The sequence below is a fragment of the Streptomyces sp. BYX5S genome (genome assembly GCF_054724165.1).
In genome coordinates, this window is sequence record NZ_CM138829.1 from 6,541,563 (window position 1) to 6,558,338 (window position 16,776).

At 70.6% G+C, this 16,776-nt stretch carries 22 protein-coding genes; 11 read left to right on the forward strand and 11 right to left on the reverse strand.

Annotated features, from left to right (window positions below):
- The first annotated feature begins 1 nt into the window (after window position 1).
- The 10 genes from ACYBSK_RS29405 to ACYBSK_RS29450 all read left to right on the forward strand — a co-directional run bounded on the left by ACYBSK_RS29405 (window position 2) and on the right by ACYBSK_RS29450 (window position 6,147).
- Complete coding sequence (locus ACYBSK_RS29405; protein WP_460243947.1) at window positions 2–1,366, forward strand: FtsK/SpoIIIE domain-containing protein; 1,365 nt, start codon at window positions 2–4, stop codon at window positions 1,364–1,366.
- Between the two features lie 80 nt (window positions 1,367–1,446).
- Complete coding sequence (locus ACYBSK_RS29410) at window positions 1,447–1,632, forward strand: hypothetical protein (protein WP_422475422.1); 186 nt, start codon at window positions 1,447–1,449, stop codon at window positions 1,630–1,632.
- A gap of 3 nt (window positions 1,633–1,635) precedes the next feature.
- Window positions 1,636–2,325, forward strand: coding sequence for a DUF2637 domain-containing protein (locus ACYBSK_RS29415; RefSeq protein WP_460243948.1), 690 nt, complete (start codon window positions 1,636–1,638; stop codon window positions 2,323–2,325).
- Window positions 2,326–2,343: 18 nt separating this feature from the next.
- Window positions 2,344–2,535 (forward strand): mobile element transfer protein, encoded by a 192-nt coding sequence (locus tag ACYBSK_RS29420; protein ID WP_266714668.1) that lies wholly within the window; start codon window positions 2,344–2,346, stop codon window positions 2,533–2,535.
- A gap of 10 nt (window positions 2,536–2,545) precedes the next feature.
- Window positions 2,546–2,701, forward strand: coding sequence for a hypothetical protein (locus ACYBSK_RS29425; RefSeq protein WP_328633431.1), 156 nt, complete (start codon window positions 2,546–2,548; stop codon window positions 2,699–2,701).
- Between the two features lie 26 nt (window positions 2,702–2,727).
- The gene (locus tag ACYBSK_RS29430; protein ID WP_457480281.1) at window positions 2,728–3,042 is read left to right on the forward strand and encodes a SpdD-like protein; all 315 of its coding nucleotides are present in this window, start codon (window positions 2,728–2,730) and stop codon (window positions 3,040–3,042) included.
- A gap of 88 nt (window positions 3,043–3,130) precedes the next feature.
- Window positions 3,131–3,322, forward strand: coding sequence for a hypothetical protein (locus tag ACYBSK_RS29435; RefSeq protein WP_457480282.1), 192 nt, complete (start codon window positions 3,131–3,133; stop codon window positions 3,320–3,322).
- Window positions 3,315–4,688 carry a replication initiator protein RepSA gene (gene repSA, locus ACYBSK_RS29440; RefSeq protein WP_460243949.1) on the forward strand — a complete coding sequence of 458 codons (1,374 nt, stop codon included), beginning with the start codon at window positions 3,315–3,317 and terminating at the stop codon, window positions 4,686–4,688. The genes ACYBSK_RS29435 and repSA overlap by 8 nt, the downstream gene beginning before the upstream one ends.
- 2 nt (window positions 4,689–4,690) lie before the next feature.
- Window positions 4,691–4,885, forward strand: a complete 195-nt coding sequence (locus tag ACYBSK_RS29445; protein ID WP_460243950.1) for a helix-turn-helix transcriptional regulator — start codon at window positions 4,691–4,693, stop codon at window positions 4,883–4,885.
- Entirely contained in the window at window positions 4,885–6,147 is a 1,263-nt protein-coding gene (locus ACYBSK_RS29450; RefSeq protein ID WP_460243951.1) for a tyrosine-type recombinase/integrase, read from the forward strand. The genes ACYBSK_RS29445 and ACYBSK_RS29450 overlap by 1 nt, the downstream gene beginning before the upstream one ends.
- 203 nt (window positions 6,148–6,350) lie before the next feature.
- Here ACYBSK_RS29450 and ACYBSK_RS29455 read toward each other — a convergent pair whose 3' ends face one another.
- From ACYBSK_RS29455 to rpsB, 8 genes are all read right to left on the reverse strand, one after another.
- Window positions 6,351–6,566 (reverse strand): DUF6243 family protein, encoded by a 216-nt coding sequence (locus tag ACYBSK_RS29455; RefSeq protein ID WP_457480286.1) that lies wholly within the window; start codon window positions 6,564–6,566, stop codon window positions 6,351–6,353.
- Window positions 6,567–6,659: 93 nt separating this feature from the next.
- Window positions 6,660–7,313 carry a YceI family protein gene (locus tag ACYBSK_RS29460; RefSeq protein WP_457480287.1) on the reverse strand — a complete coding sequence of 218 codons (654 nt, stop codon included), beginning with the start codon at window positions 7,311–7,313 and terminating at the stop codon, window positions 6,660–6,662.
- Window positions 7,314–7,447: 134 nt separating this feature from the next.
- Window positions 7,448–7,648, reverse strand: a complete 201-nt coding sequence (gene gvpO / locus ACYBSK_RS29465; RefSeq protein ID WP_460247123.1) for a gas vesicle protein GvpO — start codon at window positions 7,646–7,648, stop codon at window positions 7,448–7,450.
- 25 nt (window positions 7,649–7,673) lie between these two features.
- Entirely contained in the window at window positions 7,674–8,681 is a 1,008-nt protein-coding gene (locus ACYBSK_RS29470) for a phosphatidate cytidylyltransferase (RefSeq protein WP_460247124.1), read from the reverse strand.
- Between the two features lie 437 nt (window positions 8,682–9,118).
- On the reverse strand, window positions 9,119–9,676 hold the full coding sequence (gene frr / locus ACYBSK_RS29475; RefSeq protein ID WP_457480288.1) for a ribosome recycling factor: 558 nt from the start codon (window positions 9,674–9,676) through the stop codon (window positions 9,119–9,121).
- Window positions 9,677–9,832: 156 nt separating this feature from the next.
- Window positions 9,833–10,612, reverse strand: a complete 780-nt coding sequence (gene pyrH, locus ACYBSK_RS29480) for a UMP kinase (RefSeq protein WP_457480289.1) — start codon at window positions 10,610–10,612, stop codon at window positions 9,833–9,835.
- A gap of 192 nt (window positions 10,613–10,804) precedes the next feature.
- Window positions 10,805–11,641 carry a translation elongation factor Ts gene (gene tsf, locus ACYBSK_RS29485; protein WP_457480290.1) on the reverse strand — a complete coding sequence of 279 codons (837 nt, stop codon included), beginning with the start codon at window positions 11,639–11,641 and terminating at the stop codon, window positions 10,805–10,807.
- 164 nt (window positions 11,642–11,805) lie between these two features.
- Window positions 11,806–12,702: a 30S ribosomal protein S2 gene (gene rpsB, locus ACYBSK_RS29490; RefSeq protein ID WP_457480291.1), complete on the reverse strand. Its 897-nt coding sequence runs from the start codon at window positions 12,700–12,702 to the stop codon at window positions 11,806–11,808.
- 288 nt (window positions 12,703–12,990) lie between these two features.
- Between rpsB and ACYBSK_RS29495 the strand changes: the two genes are divergently transcribed.
- Entirely contained in the window at window positions 12,991–13,557 is a 567-nt protein-coding gene (locus tag ACYBSK_RS29495; protein ID WP_460243952.1) for a murein hydrolase activator EnvC family protein, read from the forward strand.
- Window positions 13,558–13,712: 155 nt separating this feature from the next.
- Here ACYBSK_RS29495 and ACYBSK_RS29500 read toward each other — a convergent pair whose 3' ends face one another.
- The 3 genes from ACYBSK_RS29500 to dprA all read right to left on the reverse strand — a co-directional run bounded on the left by ACYBSK_RS29500 (window position 13,713) and on the right by dprA (window position 16,765).
- Window positions 13,713–14,270, reverse strand: a complete 558-nt coding sequence (locus ACYBSK_RS29500; RefSeq protein WP_457481896.1) for a TetR/AcrR family transcriptional regulator — start codon at window positions 14,268–14,270, stop codon at window positions 13,713–13,715.
- Between the two features lie 132 nt (window positions 14,271–14,402).
- Window positions 14,403–15,245: an RNA polymerase sigma factor WhiG gene (whiG, locus tag ACYBSK_RS29505; protein ID WP_450810637.1), complete on the reverse strand. Its 843-nt coding sequence runs from the start codon at window positions 15,243–15,245 to the stop codon at window positions 14,403–14,405.
- 350 nt (window positions 15,246–15,595) lie between these two features.
- Entirely contained in the window at window positions 15,596–16,765 is a 1,170-nt protein-coding gene (gene dprA, locus ACYBSK_RS29510; RefSeq protein ID WP_457480293.1) for a DNA-processing protein DprA, read from the reverse strand.
- Between the last annotated feature and the right edge of the window lie 11 nt (window positions 16,766–16,776).

The following is a 16,776-nucleotide window of genomic DNA, read 5'->3' on the forward strand; positions in this document are numbered from 1 at the left end:
CATGGGCGAGTTCATCGTCGTGCTCCTGGTGGTGGCCGCCGTCGCAGGTCTTCTGCGGTGGCGGCGCCCCGCCTGGTACTGGGTCTGCTTCGGCGCCGTGCTTGCGTCGCTGCGGCTCCTGGTCCGCTATGCCTCGGTGATGGAGGCCTGTGGGCTCACGGTCCCGCCGTCGCGCTGGCGCCTCGCACTCGCCCGACTGGCCAACCGGCCTCTGCCCGAGTCCCGTTCGCCGCGCATCCTGCGGCTGCGTCCCACCCGGACCGGCCTCGTCCTGCGGCTCAAGCTCCGCCCCGGACAGGACGCCTTCGACTTCTCCGCCGCCACGGACCGGCTCCGCCACTCCTTCGGGATGCACGGCGTCGCCTCCCGTGAACTTCGCGCCGGTGTCGTCGAGTTGCGGATGACCGGTTACGACGTGCTCAAGCGGGTGCAGATGCCCGCGCCCAGCACCGCCGCCGGTTCGTCGCCGCTCCGTGTCCCGGTCGCGCTGCGCGAGGACGGCTCGATCCACTACCGCGACTACCGGGCCGTTCCGCACGGCCTCACCCTCGGCGCCACCGAGTCCGGCAAGTCCGTCTACCAGCGCAATCTCGTGTGCGGCCTGGCCCCGCTCGACGTCGCCCTGGTCGGCATCGACTGCAAGCAGGGCGTGGAGCTCTTCCCGCTCGCCCGCCGGTTCTCGGCTCTCGCCGACGACCCGGACACCGCGCTCGAACTCCTCGACGCGCTCGTCGACCACATGCAGGAGGTCTACCAGCTCATCCGCGCCGAACAGCGCATCAGCGTCGGCGTCCCGGACGCGGAGATCGCCGCCGACATCTGGGACCTGCCCGCCGATCTGCGCCCGACCCCGGTCGTCGTCCTGGTCGACGAGGTCGCCGAACTCGCCCTGTACGCCAGCAAGGACGAGGAGAAGCGCCGCGACCGCATCGTCACCGCCCTCGTCCGCCTCGCCCAGCTCGGCCGCGCGGCCGGCATCTATCTGGAGATCTGCGGGCAGCGCTTCGGCTCCGAACTCGGCAAGGGCATCACGATGCTCCGCGCCCAGCTCACCGGCCGTACCGCCCACCGCGTCAACGACGAGACCAGCGCCAACATGGCCTTCGGCGACATCTCCCCGGACGCCGTACTCGCCGCCATCCAGATCTCGCCCGACACCCCCGGCATCGCCGTCGCCGGTGACTCGACCGGCGGCTGGGCCCGCATCCGCGCCCCGCACACCTCGCTGCGCGCCGCCGTGAACCTCTGCAACGCCCACGCCGACCGCACCCCGGACCTGCCCGCGCTCGCCGCCTTCCGGCCCGCCGTGCCCGCGCCCGCCCCGGCGTCCGTCTCGCTCACCAAGGCCGCCACCGTCACGGCCTGACTCCCCACCGCTCCACGGTCGGCGCGACCGCCCCGCGCCACGTCCCTACCCCGCCCATGCCGAAAACAGGAGGCCAACCCATGGACGCCAACGAGGACTTCGCCCGCACCGCCGCCCTCCTCGGCGCACTCGACCTGTACGAGCGCCGCTACGAGACCGACGCCGCGTTCGTCGAGGTCATCGCCCCCGCGCTCGCCCTGTCCCTGCCGATCGGGGTCCTGCCGCCCATGCCGTACGACGGCAGCGACGACGCCTCGGAGGGCTGACCGGTGACGGCCCGCACCACGCTTCGCCCGGACGCCGTCCTCGTCCAGGCCGTCATCGCCGGAGCCCTCTCCTTCGCCCACCTCCACGACCTGGCCGCCGCTGCCGGACAAGACGGCTGGAAGGCCTGGGCCTACCCGGTCAGCGTCGACCTGCTCCTGGTCGCCGCCTGGCGTCGACTTCGGAGCGACCGGCGGTCCCGGCTCGCCTGGTCCTGGTTCGCTGTCGCGCTGTTCGCCTCGCTCGGCGCCAACGTCGCCACCGCCGGACTCCTCGACGTCGACCACCCGCCCGCCTGGCTCCGGATCGGCGTCGCCGGGTGGCCCGCGATCGCCTTCCTCGGCGGCACGCTCCTGGCCCACACGGCCGCGCCCGCAGAGGACGAGCAGGAAGCGGTTCGGCCGGCACCCGAGCCCGAGCCCGAATTCGAGCAGCCGACCACCCCGGCCCCTGAGCGCGTAGAGCCTCCGGCCGCCGAGGAAGCCCCGGCACTAACGGCCGCCTCCACCGAGCCCGCGGCCCCGCCGCCCGCCGAACCGGCTCCCGCCGTCCCGGCCGCCCTCGTCGCCCACGCCCGCAAGGTCGCCGACGACCACCGGACCCGTACCGGCGCTGCCATCGACCCCGACACCCTGCGCTCCCGCCTCGGCGTCCCGCCCCAGCTGGCCGACGCCATCGCCGCCCAACTCACCTGACCCGAAAGGAGAACCACCATGCCCGCCCGCGACCACTTCCACTCGGTGATGCAGATCGGCCCGGTCCAGGTCGGAACCCACCGCGACCGCCACGGCCGCACCAAGCACGCGGCCGTCTGCACCGCCGACCGCTGCGGCTGGTCCTCGGACTACTCCAGCCAGTCCGCCGCCCAGCTCGCCGCCCGCACCCACCGCTGCCGCGTCCGCTGAGGAGACCGCCATGGACGTCCCGCTCTGGTTCTTCGTCGCCTGCGTCGGCCTGGTCGGCATCAAGCTCATGCGCCCGCCCTGGTGGCTCGTCGCCCTCCTGCTCCTGGGCGGCTACCTCCTCGCCGACAGCGTCCTCGCCCCGGTCATCGACACCGCCGTCAAGTAACCGCCCACGGAAGGGAGTACGTCCCGATGCTGCGCCCCAAGGTCCCGACCATGCCCGTCCCAACCGGCCAGGTCACCCCGCCCGCCGTCGCCGAGCCCACGGCAATCACGCAGTCTCAGCCCACCCCGGTAACGACCCAGCCTCCGACCTCGACCCGCCCCACGGTCCAGCTCACGCCCGGCGCCCTGATCACCCTCGTCGTCGGCGGCACGGGCGTCGTCCTGGTCCTCGGCACCGTCCTGGTCTCGCTGCTCCTGGCCGTCGCCATCACCGCCGGATCGACCGCCATCACCGCGCTCGTCATCCGCTCGCTCATGAACTCCGAGCACAAGCGCCGCTGACCGGCCCCCGAGCGGCCTGAAACCGCCAAGTCTCCACCGCCCGGGAGCCATGCCCCAACCGATCCAAGAACCGGAAGGAACCCCCAGCATGACGCACCGCACCCGCCGCCCGTCCCGGATCTGCGCCGCCTGCGACGGCTTCGCCTCCGTCGCCATCACCCTCGGCGGCCGCGACCGGAACGGCCACCTGCGCACCATCACCGCCGACTGCCCGGCCTGCGACGGCACCGGCTTCGTCGTCCTCCGCACCAGCACCGCGCGGGAGGGCGCCCGTGCCTGACACGCTCCTCGACCCGACCACCCTCGGCGACCTGCTGAGGGTGGCTTCGGCCGCCGACTTCGACCGCTGGCAGGACCAGATCCAGCGCACCGGCGGATGCTCCGACCCCATCCACCTCACCGGCTGGACCCTCACCAAGGACAAGACCACCGGCGAGACGCTGCACCACTACTCGACCGAGACCGAGCCGGGTGGTCGTCTCCGCGTCGCCTGCGGCAACCGCCGCGCATCCCGCTGCCCCTCCTGCGCCTTCACGTACGCGGGCGACACATACCACCTCATCCGCGCGGGCCTGGCCGGAGACGACCGCCGCGACATCCCCTCCACGGTCCGCGACCACCCCCGCGTCTTCGCCACGCTCACGGCCCCGTCCTTCGGCCCGGTCCACAACAGCCCCGACTCCGGCACCTGCCGCTGCGGCACCCGCCACGCCACCGACGACCCCGCCCTCGGCACGGCCCTCGACCCGACGACGTACGACTACGCCGCCGCCGTCCTCTTCAACAACCACGCGGGCGACCTGTGGATGCGCTTCACGACCCGCCTGCGGCGCGAGATCGCCGCCCGTGCCGGAGTCACCCAGCGCGAACTCAAGGAGTCGGCCCGCCTCTCGTACGGCAAGGTCGCCGAGTTCCAGAAGCGCGGCGCCCTGCACTTCCACGCGGTGATCCGCATCGACGGCCCGGAAGGCCCCGAGACCCCGCCGCCGTCCTGGGCCACGGTCACGCTCCTCGCCGACGCGATCCAGGCCGCCGCCTCCCACAGCTACACGTCCGTCTCGATCCCGGCCGCCGAGGACGAACCGGCCCGCACCTTCCGCTGGGGCACCCAACTCGACGTCCGCCCGGTCAAGGCGTTCGGCGACGGCTCCGACATCACCGAACAGGCTGTCGCCGCCTACGTCGCCAAGTACGCCACCAAGGCCGCCGAGAACACCGGCACCCTCGACCGCCGCATCGGCGAACTCTCCGAACTCGACCGCCACCAGGTCCCCGACCACACCCGGCGCCTGATCGAAGCGTGCAAGCACCTCGACCCGCTCTACCCGGACCGCCGCCTCTGGGCCTGGGCCCACATGCTCGGCTTCCGAGGCCACTTCTCCTCGAAGTCCCGCCGCTACTCGACCACCCTCGGCGAACTCCGCCAGGCCCGCGCCGACTTCCGCGCCGCCCAGGAACGCGAAGCCCTCGGCAACCCCGAGTACGAGCCGGACACCGTCCTCGTCCTGGCCGACTGGCAGTACGCGGGCCACGGCCACACCCCCGGCGAATCCGCCCTGGCCGCCACCATCGCCCGCGGCCTCCAACTCAACCGCGAGACAGCCCGCGAAGCCCTGACCGACCTCGCAGACGAGAAGGAGTGGTGACCATGCAGCACGCCTTGCCCGAGCGCTACCTGACCCCGGTCGACGTCGCCGAGCTCCTGGCCGTCCCGGTCGAGACCGTCTACCAGTGGCGCCGCAAGCGCACCGGACCGAAGGGCTTCCGCGTCGGCCGGCACCTTCGCTTCGACCCCGAGGACATCCGCACGTGGGTCAAGTCGCAGATGGAGGTGGCCGCCTGATGGCCGGACACATCCAAGACCGCTGGTACAAGACCGAGCCCGGCCCGAACGGCAAGCCCGTCAAGGCCAAGAGCGACCGCCACGGCCTCGGCCTCCGCTACCGCGCCCGCTACATCGGCCCGGACGGCACCGAGAAGTCCAAGAGCTTCCCGGACCGTCAGAAGCGGCTCGCCGAGCAGTGGCTGACCGACATTGCGTCGGACATGTCGCGCGGCAACTACATCGACCCTCGGGCCGCCCGGATCACCTTCAAGAAGTACGCCGAGAAGTGGCTCAAGGCTCACACCTCTGACGTGTCCAGCCAGATCGTCACCGAGCAGCGGCTACGCCTGCACGCGTTCCCGGTCATCGGCACGCGCCCGCTGGACTCGTTCCGCCCCGAGCACATCCGCCAGCTCACGAGCGCCCTGGAGGCCAACCCGGCCGTGAGCGGCGCCTACGCACGCAATATCTACGGCGACGTCCGTGCCGTCCTGAGCGCGGCCGTGGACGACGGCCTCCTGCCCCGGAACCCGTGCTCTGCGAAGTCCGTACGCCCGCCGACTGCCGAGCGCCGCCGCGTCGTCCCGTGGCTGCCCACACAGGTGCAGGCGGTTCGCGCAGCACTCTCCCAGCGCTACCAGGCCATGGTGGACACAGGCGCCGGATGCGGACTCCGCCAGGGAGAGATCGTGGGTCTCGCCGAAGACACCATCGACCTCGAGGCAGGCATCCTGCACGTGGTCCGCCAGGTGAAGCTCATCCGGGGCCAGGCCGTGTTCGCCCCGCCCAAGTGCGGCAAGGAGCGTGACGTCCCGCTGCCGTCGTACGTCGCTGAGGCACTGCGCACCCACATGGACGCCTTCAAGCCGGTTGAGATCACGCTGCCGTGGCGGAAGCCCGACGGACCGAAGGTGACGGCCCGTCTCCTGTTCACGAACGAGGCGAACGGGATCGTGTGGCGCAGCAACTTCAACACCCATGTCTGGAAGCCCGCTCTGGCGCTCGCTGGGCTCATCCCGGACGCCGGGCCCGATGGGAGGTACGTATCGGCCCGCGAGCACGGCATGCACGCGCTCAGGCACTTCTACGCGTCCGTCCTCCTCGACGCCGGAGAGAGCATCAAGGCCGTGAGCCAGTACCTCGGCCACACCGACCCGGCGCTGACGCTCCGCGTGTACGCGCACCTGATGCCGTCGAGCCAAGAGCGCACTCGGAACGCCGTGGACCGGATGTTCCTGCCGCCGCCTCCTGAGCCAGACGGCCCAGACACGGCCCAGTAAGCCAAAACAGGCCCCTGATCCGCGCCAAACGCGCAGGTCGGGGGCCTTTTTGATGCCGGGTCACCGCTAGTTCTCCGGGCTTAGGCATAGCGTTACCAGTGTCGCAGACATTCACCGGTGACCTGTCGCGGTCACGCCCCCCGTCACCGACGGGGGGCGGCAGGCCACTGCTGAGCGACTTGGGGACGGCTTCCGGTGGCGCCTCAGCCCTGCGCGGTGTCGTCGTCCGCCCGCCCAGAGCCCTCCGCTGCGCCCGTCTTCTCGCGCATCTTGCGCACCAGCTCCGCCTTCTGGTCGGCGGCGAGCCGGCGGTCGAGGTTGCGGTGCGGGCCGTTGTTCTGCCGTTCGGCGCGGGACTGCTTCTTGCGCTGGCCGCCGCCCTGGCCCACGGGGTTATTGATGTTCTTGCTGTCGGTCACGGGTTGACGTTACCCGCTTCCGCACACCCCGCGCGCCGACCGGACGGTCACGCACGTGCGCACGTGCCCTGGTCGACGCCCCGCCCCGCGGCCTCAGCGGCCCGCAGGCGTGCGGATGGCCGCGATGTCGAACTGGAGCCGGACCTTTTCGCTGACCATGTTGCCGCCTTGGGCGAGGCGGGCGTTGTAGGTGAGGCCCCAGTCGGTGCGGTTGATGGTGGTGGTGCCGTCGAAGCCGACGCGTTCGTCGCCGAAGGCGTCCGTGACGAAGCCGATGTAGGTGAGCTCCAGAGTGACCGGGCGGGTGACGTCCTTGATGGTGAGGTCGCCGTGCATGCGGTAGACGTCCGGCTCCGCCAGTTCCACGGCGGTGCTCTTGAAGGACATCCGCGGGAACCGGGAGGCGTCCAGGAAGTCGCGGCCGACCACGTGGGCGTCCCGCTGCTCGACGCCCGTGTCGATGCTGGCGGTGGCGAGGACGAGTTCCGCGTAGGAACGGGACGGATCGGTGCCGTCGAAGTGCAGCCGGCTCTCGTACTGCGTGAAGGCGCCGCGCACGGTCGTCACCATGGCGTGCCGCACGGAGAACCCGATCCTGCTGTGCGCGGGGTCGACCATCCACTCGCCGGTGAGCGCCGCCATGGCGGGGTCGAGACCGGCAGGATCGAGCAGTGCGGTGCCGGCGGCCCCCGGAGCAGCGGATCCCTCTGCGCGCCGGGATGTGAAGCTGCGACCGAAAATGTTCATGAGGCATGTTGTTACTTGAGCGTAAAGAACGCCCGCAAGCCCCCCTCAACGAACCCGACCACCTTCGCGAACAGGTCTTCACAAGTGACGCGCACACTTATACGAAGAGCCCCCGTCCGGTTACTGACGGGGGCTCATTCGTCCGTCGTGGTGGTGTCGGGGATGCGCGCCATTTCCAGTACGCCCACGCTGACCCGTCGGCCGCCGCCGTCGGACGGGCGGACGGCGCAGACCGCCTCGGCGCGGTACCCGATGAGCCCGGTCAGTGCCCGCGGCGCGGACAGAACGAAGGCGGGCCCGTCGTCCTGTGGACGACGGGCCCGCCTTCGGAAAATGCCCGGCCGGAGCGAGGCTCCGGGGTCAGCTCGACCCGACGAACAGCACCAGCAGCAACCACACCACGGGAGCCGTCGGCAGCAGCGAGTCGAGGCGGTCCATGATGCCGCCGTGCCCCGGCAGCAACGTGCCCATGTCCTTGATCCCGAGGTCCCGCTTGATCATGGACTCGCCGAGGTCACCGAGGGTCGCGCTGGCCGCGACGAGGGCGCCCATGACCAGGCCCTGCCACCACGTGCCGTCGTCGACCAGGAACTGCATGCACAGCACGCCCGCCACCATCGCGAACGACACCGCGCCGACCAGGCCCTCACGGGTCTTGCCGGGGCTGATGCGCGGCGCGAGCTTGTGCTTGCCGAAGCGCCAGCCGACCGCGTACGCCCCGGTGTCGCTGACGACGGTCAGGATCAGGAACGTGAGCACGCGCCACGCCCCATCGTCCGCGGTGAGCATCATCGCCACGAAGGTCGCGAGGAACGGCACGTAGAAGGCCGCGAAGACCCCCGCCGTGACGTCCTTCAGGTACCCCTCGGGCGGCTCCGTCATCCGCCACACGAGCACCGCGAGCGCGGTCAGCGCCATCGCCACCCACGCGCCCTCGGCGCCCCGCACGTAACCTGCGACGACCATGGCCGCGCCGCCCACGGCGAGAGGCACGAGCGGCGCCTTGATGCCCTTGCGCTCCTCCAGCCGCGAGGTCAGCTCCCACAGGCCGACGACGACGGCGACCGCTATGACGCCGACGAACACGGCCTTGACGATGAACAGGGAGGCGATGATCACCGCGCCGAGCCCGACGCCGACCCCTATGGCCGCCCCGAGGTCCCGGCCCGCGCTCTTCTTCTTGGGCGGCTCGGGCTGCGCGGAAGCGGCCGGCTGCACGGGCTGCTGCCGCGCCGCTCCCGGCACCGGCTCCTGCGGCGTCTCGTCGCGGAAGAGGGGACCACTCAGGTGAGCGGCCCCCCGGTCGTCCTGGTCGCCGTCCCTTCCGTCACCAGAAGGCGTATCAGGCATATCGGGCACGATGGGCATGGGCCGAGTCTCATCGACCGCGTGCCGTTCATACGCGGGACCCGCCGGAGCGCGCCCCTGCTCGTACGACGGCCCTTGCTCGTACGAAGGACCCTGCTCGTACGAGGGCCCCTGGCCGTAGGACGGCCCGTGCTCGTACGACGGGCCCTGCTCGTACGACGCCCGCTGGTCGTACGACGCTCCGTGGCCGTACGGAGGCTCCTGCTCGTACGACGGCGGGTCGTACGACGACGGGTCGTACGAGGCCTCGTACGGCAGGCCCTGGCCGTACGCCGATGCCTGCCCGTACGAACCGTACGAGGGGTCCTGCCCAGACGCGGGGTCCTGGCCGCGGGCGGGCCCGGGGCCGTCGGTCGGGCCCCAGTGTCCGGGCCCGGTCGGCGCCCCCCAGGAAGAGTCGTTCACGGATTCCTCGAACCTCGATCTTCCGCGCTCGCTCAGACTTCGAGCAGCTCGGCTTCCTTGTGCTTGAGCAGCTCGTCCACCTGGGCCACGTACTTCGAGGTGAGCTCGTCGAGCTCCTTCTCGGAGCGACGGCCCTCGTCCTCGCCGACCTCGCCGTCCTTGATCGCCTTGTCGATGGTGTCCTTGGCCTTGCGGCGCACGGAGCGGATGGAGACCTTGCTGTCCTCCGCCTTGCCCTTGGCGACCTTGATGTAGTCCCTGCGGCGCTCTTCGGTCAGCTCCGGGAAGACCACTCGGATGATGTGTCCGTCGTTGCTCGGGTTGACGCCGAGGTCGGAGTCGCGGATCGCCTGCTCGATGTTGCGCAGCGCGCTCTTGTCGAACGGGGTCACCACGGCCATCCGCGGCTCGGGCACCGAGAACGAGGCGAGCTGGTTGATCGGCGTCAGCGCGCCGTAGTAGTCGGCCACGATCTTGTTGAACATCGCCGGGTGCGCACGACCGGTGCGGATCGCGGCGAAGTCCTCCTTGGCGACAACGACGGCCTTCTCCATCTTCTCCTCGGCCTCGAGGAGGGTCTCTTCGATCACCACTTGCTCCTGCGTGTCTTGAGTGAGGCCCGGCCGGGCACGGGGCACGGTCGGCTACGTCGCATGTCTTTCCTGCACGGTGTCCGACCGGCAGGACATTGTCCATCCCTCGGGGACCTCCAAGGACACGGGGTTCCCCGGGGGACTGAAGGGGGGTCAGGCGCGGTTGCCCTGTTCGCCCACGAGGGTCCCGATCTTCTCACCCTTGACGGCACGGGCGATATTGCCCGAGGTGAGGAGCTCGAAGACGAGGATGGGGAGCTTGTTGTCCCGGCACAGGGTGATCGCGGTCATGTCGGCGACCTTGAGGTCGCGCGTGATGACCTCGCCATAGCTGAGCGCGTCGAACTTGACGGCCTCGGGGTTGGTCTTCGGGTCCGAGTCGTAGACGCCGTCGACACCGTTCTTGCCCATGAGCAGCGCCTCGGCGTCGATCTCCAGGGCGCGCTGCGCGGCGGTCGTGTCGGTGGAGAAGTACGGCATGCCCATGCCGGCGCCGAAGATGACGACGCGGCCCTTCTCCAGGTGCCGTACGGCGCGCAGCGGGATGTACGGCTCGGCGACCTGCCCCATGGTGATGGCGGTCTGCACGCGGCAGTCGATGCCTTCCTTCTCCAGGAAGTCCTGGAGGGCCAGGCAGTTCATGACCGTGCCGAGCATGCCCATGTAGTCGGAGCGGGCGCGGTCCATGCCGCGCTGCTGGAGTTCGGCGCCGCGGAAGAAGTTGCCGCCGCCGATGACGACGGCGATCTGCCAGCCGTCGCGTACGACGGCCGCGATCTCACGGGCGATGGCGTGCACCACGTCGGGGTCGACGCCCAGACCCCCGCCCCCGGCGAACGCCTCGCCGGAAAGCTTCAGCAGAAAGCGCCCCGCGCCTTTGCCTTCGTCGCTCTTGTCGCCTGTATCGGCAGTGTCGGCCTGGGTGGTGGTCATGGGATTCTCGCCTCTTTTGCTTGGCACACATACGAAGAAGGCCACTGCCGGTGGGGTGGTTCGCATCCCATGCGCGGCAATGGCCTCCTCGTCACAACTGCGGTCACCCGGCGCGTACACCCCAAGCACAGGGATGTACGCGGGCGACTGCTGTCGACCCTAGCGGGGTCTCGCGTCGGTCGCGGTACGGACTCAGATGCCGACCTTGATGCGCGAGAAGCGCTTCAGGGTGACACCGGCCTCCTGGAGGACCTTCTCGACGGACTTCTTGTTGTCGAGGGCGTACGGCTGGCCGAGCAGCGTGGCCTCCTTGAAGAAGCCGTTGACGCGACCCTCGACGATCTTCGGGAGCGCGGCCTCCGGCTTGCCCTCGGCGCGGGTGGTCTCCTCGGCGACGCGGCGCTCGGTCTCGACGACCTCGGCCGGCACGTCCTCCTTGGAGAGGTACTTCGGGGCGAACGCGGCGATGTGCTGCGCGATGCCCTTGGCCAGCTCGGCGTCGGCCTTGTCCAGCTCGACCAGAACACCGATCTGCGGGGGCAGGTCGGGCATGGTGCGGTGCATGTAGGCGGCGACGAACGCGCCCGAGAACTGCGCGAAGCGGTCCAGGACGATCTTCTCGCCGAGGTTGGCGTTGGCCTCGTCGACGAACGCCTGGACGGTCTTGCCGGCCTCGATCTCGGAGGCGAGCAGCGCCTCGATGTCGGCGGGGGACGTCTTGGCGACGTGCGCGGCCAGCTCGTTGGCGACGGCCTGGAACTTCTCGCCCTTGGCGACGAAGTCCGTCTCGCACTTCAGCTCGACGAGGACACCGGAGGTGTTGTCGTCGGCGATGAGGGAGACGACGGCACCGTTCTCGGCGGAGCGGCCCTCGCGCTTGGCGACGCCCTTCTGGCCCTTGATGCGCAGGGCCTCGACGGCCTTGTCGACGTCGCCGTCGGCCGCGTCGAGCGCCTTCTTGCAGTCCATCATGCCGGCGCCCGTGAGCTCACGGAGCTTCTTGACGTCAGCGGCGGTGTAGTTCGCCATGATCCTGTTTTTCTCTCTACGAAGTCTGGAGCAGTCTTCAGAAGGAAGCGGTCTTCGGAAGGCTGAGGACGGAAGTCCGAGGACGAAAGCTGGCGGTTCACGGGTGAAGGCGGGGGCCGAAGCCGACCCCCGCCGTCACCTCATGAAACCGAGTCCCGTACGGGTCAGGCCTTCTCGGCGTCCGCGGCCGGAGCGGCCTCGGCGGGAGCGGCAGCCTCGGCGGCCGGGGCGGCCTCCTCGGCCTTCTCCTCGGTCTTGGCCTCAGCCTTGTCGTCGGCCTTCTTCTCGCCCTCGAGCAGGTCGCGCTCCCACTCGGCGAGCGGCTCGCCCGCGGCCTTCTCGCCCGGCTTCTGGTCGCCCGTGGCCACGCCGGAACGGGCGATGAGGCCCTCGGCGACGGCGTCGGCGATCACGCGGGTGAGCAGGGTGACGGAGCGGATCGCGTCGTCGTTGCCCGGGATCTTGTAGTCGACCTCGTCGGGGTCACAGTTCGTGTCGAGGATCGCGACGACCGGGATGTTGAGCTTCCGGGCCTCGCCGACAGCGATGTGCTCCTTCTTGGTGTCCACGATCCAGACGGCGCTGGGAACCTTGGACATCTCGCGGATACCGCCGAGGGTCTTCTCCAGCTTGGCCTTCTCGCGCGAGAGCACGAGAAGCTCCTTCTTGGTGAGACCGGACGCGGCGACGTCCTCGAAGTCGATCTGCTCGAGCTCCTTGAGGCGCTGCAGACGCTTGTAGACGGTCGAGAAGTTGGTGAGCATGCCGCCCAGCCAGCGCTGGTTCACGTAGGGCATGCCGACGCGGGTCGCCTGCTCGGCGATGGCCTCCTGCGCCTGCTTCTTCGTGCCGACGAACATGACCGTGCCACCGTGGGCGACGGTCTCCTTGACGAACTCGTAGGCGCGGTCGATGTACGACAGCGACTGGAGAAGGTCGATGATGTAGATGCCGTTGCGCTCCGTGAAGATGAAGCGCTTCATCTTCGGGTTCCAACGACGGGTCTGGTGACCGAAGTGGACGCCGCTTTCCAGCAGCTCCCGCATCGTGACGACGGCCATGGCCGTACTCCTTGTGTTTTCTCGGTTGTTTCCTGACGCCCACTGCGTGTGCCTGCCGCGTACGTCCGCGCTCTGCGAGCTGTCCGTACGGGACCGATAGGCCACTGACACGAGGCCGGTGAGACCCGGTGTCGGGGCGTGCGAAGTCGATCCGGTGGGCCGGATCGCCACATGAAGTGTACGGGACCCGCGAGGTACCGGGTGACGCCGCTGTCCACAACCGCTCGGTAGTCCACGTTTCCCGGCCAAGATCCGCGCGGAGGCGCTCCGCGGAGGAACCTGAGCGTCATGCGAAAACTACTCACGGTGATGGTGGCGCTGGGCGCCGCGCTGGGCATCCCGGCACTGCCGGCCTGGGCGGGGGACGCCCGGTTCTGGCCGGTGGGCGACCGGCCTCCGGTGGTCCGCGCCTGGGCACCTCCGGCGACTCCCTACGGTCCGGGCCACCGCGGCGTCGACCTGGCGGCCCCCATCGGCGCCCCCGTACGCGCGGTGGCCGACGGCCGGGTCGCCTTCGCGGGCGAGGTCGCGGGCCGGGGCGTGCTGTCGGTGGACCTCGCCGACACGGGCGACCCGCCGCTGCGGACGACGTACGAACCGGTGACGCCCACGGTGCGCAAGGGCGACGACGTCACGGCGGGCGAGCCGATCGCCACGCTCCAACTCCCCACGACCCACTGCCCGCCGACGGCTCCGTCCTGCCTCCACTGGGGCCTGCGCCGCGGCCCGACCTACCTGAACCCCCTGACCCTGCTCCCCCCGTCCCTCCTCACGACCACCCCCTCCAGACTGCTACCGGTCTGGACCTGGCCGCCCCCAGTCCTGGGCCCCACTTCTCTCGGTTCCCTCAGGTGATCGCGACCTTTTCCCAGGGCCCTCCGGCGATCGCCACCGCCCTTGAAGCCCTTCCGGCGATCGCCGCCGCACTTGAAGCCCCTCCGGCGATTGAGGAGCGGGGTCCGGGGCGGAGCCCCGGGGGTCCAGCGGCGGACGCCCCACACCGCCACACCTCAGCCCCGAACGCCCCGCAACACCATCCCCACGGCCGCATCCACGATCACGCCCGGCTCCTCCGCCGCCCCCAGCTCAATCCTCCGCACAGCCGCATCCACAACCCCCTGCACCAACATCGCCGCCAGCCGCGGCTGCTCGTGCCCCATCTCCCCGAGCGCCTCGACGATCATCGCCACGAGCCCCCCGTGCGCGGCCCGGATCTTCTCCCGCGCCCCGGCGTCCAGCTCACTCGCGGAGATGGCGACCACGGCCCGGTGCCGCCGGTCCCCGACCAGCGCCAGCTGCTCCCGCACATACGCCTCGACCTTGCCGGCAGGCGTGTCCGCCCGCGCCATCCCGGCTTCGACCTCAGCGGCCCACACCGGAAAGTCGACCTCGCACAACTCCTCGACCACGGCCGCCCGAGATTTGAAGTACTCGTAGACGGACGAACGCGCGAGCCCCGTCCGCTCCGCGAGTGCGGGGAACGTCAACGCCTCCGTCCCACCCTCGGACAGCAGGGAACGCGCCGCGTCCAGAAGGGCGCCGCGCTGCATCGACCGGTGCTCGGCCACGGAGGCCGCTCGAATCCTAGGCACGTCTCCACTTTACGAAGATGCCGCCCGGGACGGGAGCCACCGGCACCCCGCACTGCCCGACCGGAGCCGACCGGCGCCCGAAAACAGCGCCCGCGAACCGCACGGAAGTCAGCGCCCGAAGCTCGCGAGCTTCGCCCGGAGCTGCAACACGGACTTCGTGTGGATCTGGCTGACCCGGCTCTCCGTGACCCCCAGCACATTGCCGATCTCGGCCAGCGTCAGACCCTCGTAGTAGTAGAGCGTGACGACGGTCTTCTCCCGCTCCGGCAACGTGTTGATCGCCCGCGCCAGGAACCTCCGCAGCTCCCGGTCCTCGGCGACCTCCACCGGATTGTCCGCGGCGTGGTCCTCCAGCGTGTCCAGGACGCTGAGCCGGTCCCCGCCGCCCTCGCCGCCGACATGCAGCAGCTCCTCCAGCGCCACCACGTTCGCCAGCGACAACTGGCTGAAAACCGCGTGCAGTTCCTCGAGCGCGACCCCCATCTCGGCGGCCACCTCGCTCTCCGAGGGGGTGCGCCTGAGCTGGGCCTCAAGCGTGGCGTAGGCCCGCTCCACGTTGCGCGCCTTCTGCCGCACGGACCGCGGAATCCAGTCGAGCGCGCGCAGTTCGTCGATCATCGCGCCGCGGATCCGCGTGATCGCGTACGTCTCGAACTTGATCTCCCGCTCGATGTCGAACTTCTCGATCGCGTCGATGAGCCCGAAGACGCCCGACGAGACGAAGTCCGCCTGCTCCACGTTGGGCGGCAGCCCCACACTGACCCGGCCCGCCACGTATTTCACCAGCGGCGAGTAGTGCAGGATCAGCTGCTCCCGCAGCCGCTCGTCGCCCGTCTCCTTGTACGACCTCCACAGCTCCTCGAGCGAGGAGGGAGCCGGAGGCCGCACGCTGGAGCCGCGCGCGGCGGGCGGTACCGCCGCGCGGTCGGACCCGGAGGTGTGTTGTGGCATGCGCCGCCTTGTGCCGTTCTGCTGCTGCGTACCCAGGAAACCGAGGGTGCTTGACGTACTGGTCGCTGTGATCGCTCTGCCTGTGAAGATGCCGTGCTGCCTGTCTGGTGATGACTGGTGCCGAGCTACCTGCCTGATTCCGGATGGAGGGGACGAACCCGGATCCTGGTGAGCGTAGCGTGACTGGAGCGTCGCAGTGTGCGAAGGGTGCGAGATCGCCGTTGCGCAGATACGTTCCCTTCGTCGACTCACGTGGCCGGTTCCGTCGCTCCGGCCGACCGGGCCGGAGCGTCAACTACCGCAATTGCCAAGGCCATCGGGGGGTCATCCGGACGGCGCAACGCAACGCGTCACGGCACCTCCCCTGGCGGAAAGACAGATTCGATCGCCTGGCGTGTCAACTGCCAGCCTCCACCGTGTCGTTCGACGAACCCCAAAGAGCGCAGTTCGTACAACCTCCCGATCGTCTCGTCCTCGGTCGTGCCCGCGTCCCGGCCGACCTCCGCCGCCGTGCACACCCCGCGCGCGGGCAGCGCGGCGAGCACCTGGGCCGCGGCGGGCGGCAGCAGGTCGCGGGGCAGCACCGGACCGCGCCGCTCCGGCGCGAGCTCGCCCATCTCCCCGACCAGCTCGACGACTTCCTCGGCGTCGGTCACGAGCACCGCTTCCTTCCGGAGCAGTTCATGGACTCCCGCGGAGACGTTGCTGGTCACGGGCCCCGGAACGCCCATCGCGTGGCGCCCGAGACGCTGCGCCCAGCGGGCCGTGCCGAGTGCTCCGCTGCGGTAGGCGGCCTCGACGACGACGGTCCCTCTGGTGAGGGCCGCGATCACCCGGTTCCGGAGGATGAATCTGCTGGGCGTCGGGTGGTCGCCGGGCGGCAACTCACCGATCACGAGTCCCTGTTCCGCGACCCGGTCGATCAACTGGGCGTGCCCCCGCGGATACACCCGATCGATGCCGCAGGCGAGCACGGCGACCGTCGCCCCGGTCACCCCGAGGGCCCCGCGGTGCGCGGCGGCGTCCACCCCGTAGGCCCCGCCCGAGACCACGACCCAGCCGCGCTCGGCGAGCCCGGCGCCGAGGCTCGCGCCCACCCGCACCCCGTAGTCCGTGCAGGCCCTGGCGCCCACCACGGCCACCGACCGCAGCGCCCACATCCGCAAGTTCGGCCCGCCCCGCACCCACAGCCCGATCGGCCGCGCGTCCCCCAGGTCGTCCAACTGTCCCGGCCACTCGGGGTCCCCCGGGCACACGAACCGGGCCCCGCCGGCCGCCGCCCGCGCCAGGTCCCGCCCAGCGGCCGGGGTCTCCGCGGCCCGCGCGACGAGCCCCGCCCAGCGTCCCGACCGCACGCCGGGCAGCGGCCCCTCCCTCTCCCCCGCCTCGATGCGCCGCACCGTCTCCACCGGCCCGAATTCCCGCAACCACCGCCCGGCGACCTCCCAGCCCGGCTCCAGGATCCGCGTCAACCGCACGCGCGCCAGCCGCACTTCCTCACCGACCCCGACACCCACCACGTCCGTCCCCC

Excerpts from the sequence above, each read along its gene's own strand:
- ACYBSK_RS29405 (WP_460243947.1), top strand. The coding sequence starts at position 2 with ATGGGCGAGTTCATCGTCGTGCTCCTGGTGGTGGCCGCCGTCGCAGGT.
- ACYBSK_RS29410 (WP_422475422.1), top strand. The coding sequence starts at position 1,447 with ATGGACGCCAACGAGGACTTCGCCCGCACCGCCGCCCTCCTCGGCGCA.
- ACYBSK_RS29420 (WP_266714668.1), top strand. The coding sequence starts at position 2,344 with ATGCCCGCCCGCGACCACTTCCACTCGGTGATGCAGATCGGCCCGGTC.
- ACYBSK_RS29425 (WP_328633431.1), top strand. The coding sequence starts at position 2,546 with ATGGACGTCCCGCTCTGGTTCTTCGTCGCCTGCGTCGGCCTGGTCGGC.
- ACYBSK_RS29430 (WP_457480281.1), top strand. The coding sequence starts at position 2,728 with ATGCTGCGCCCCAAGGTCCCGACCATGCCCGTCCCAACCGGCCAGGTC.
- ACYBSK_RS29435 (WP_457480282.1), top strand. The coding sequence starts at position 3,131 with ATGACGCACCGCACCCGCCGCCCGTCCCGGATCTGCGCCGCCTGCGAC.
- ACYBSK_RS29445 (WP_460243950.1), top strand. The coding sequence starts at position 4,691 with ATGCAGCACGCCTTGCCCGAGCGCTACCTGACCCCGGTCGACGTCGCC.
- ACYBSK_RS29450 (WP_460243951.1), top strand. The coding sequence starts at position 4,885 with ATGGCCGGACACATCCAAGACCGCTGGTACAAGACCGAGCCCGGCCCG.
- ACYBSK_RS29460 (WP_457480287.1), bottom strand. The coding sequence starts at position 7,313 with ATGAACATTTTCGGTCGCAGCTTCACATCCCGGCGCGCAGAGGGATCC.
- ACYBSK_RS29470 (WP_460247124.1), bottom strand. The coding sequence starts at position 8,681 with ATGCCCATCGTGCCCGATATGCCTGATACGCCTTCTGGTGACGGAAGG.
- pyrH (WP_457480289.1), bottom strand. The coding sequence starts at position 10,612 with ATGACCACCACCCAGGCCGACACTGCCGATACAGGCGACAAGAGCGAC.
- tsf (WP_457480290.1), bottom strand. The coding sequence starts at position 11,641 with ATGGCGAACTACACCGCCGCTGACGTCAAGAAGCTCCGTGAGCTCACG.
- rpsB (WP_457480291.1), bottom strand. The coding sequence starts at position 12,702 with ATGGCCGTCGTCACGATGCGGGAGCTGCTGGAAAGCGGCGTCCACTTC.
- ACYBSK_RS29495 (WP_460243952.1), top strand. The coding sequence starts at position 12,991 with ATGCGAAAACTACTCACGGTGATGGTGGCGCTGGGCGCCGCGCTGGGC.
- whiG (WP_450810637.1), bottom strand. The coding sequence starts at position 15,245 with ATGCCACAACACACCTCCGGGTCCGACCGCGCGGCGGTACCGCCCGCC.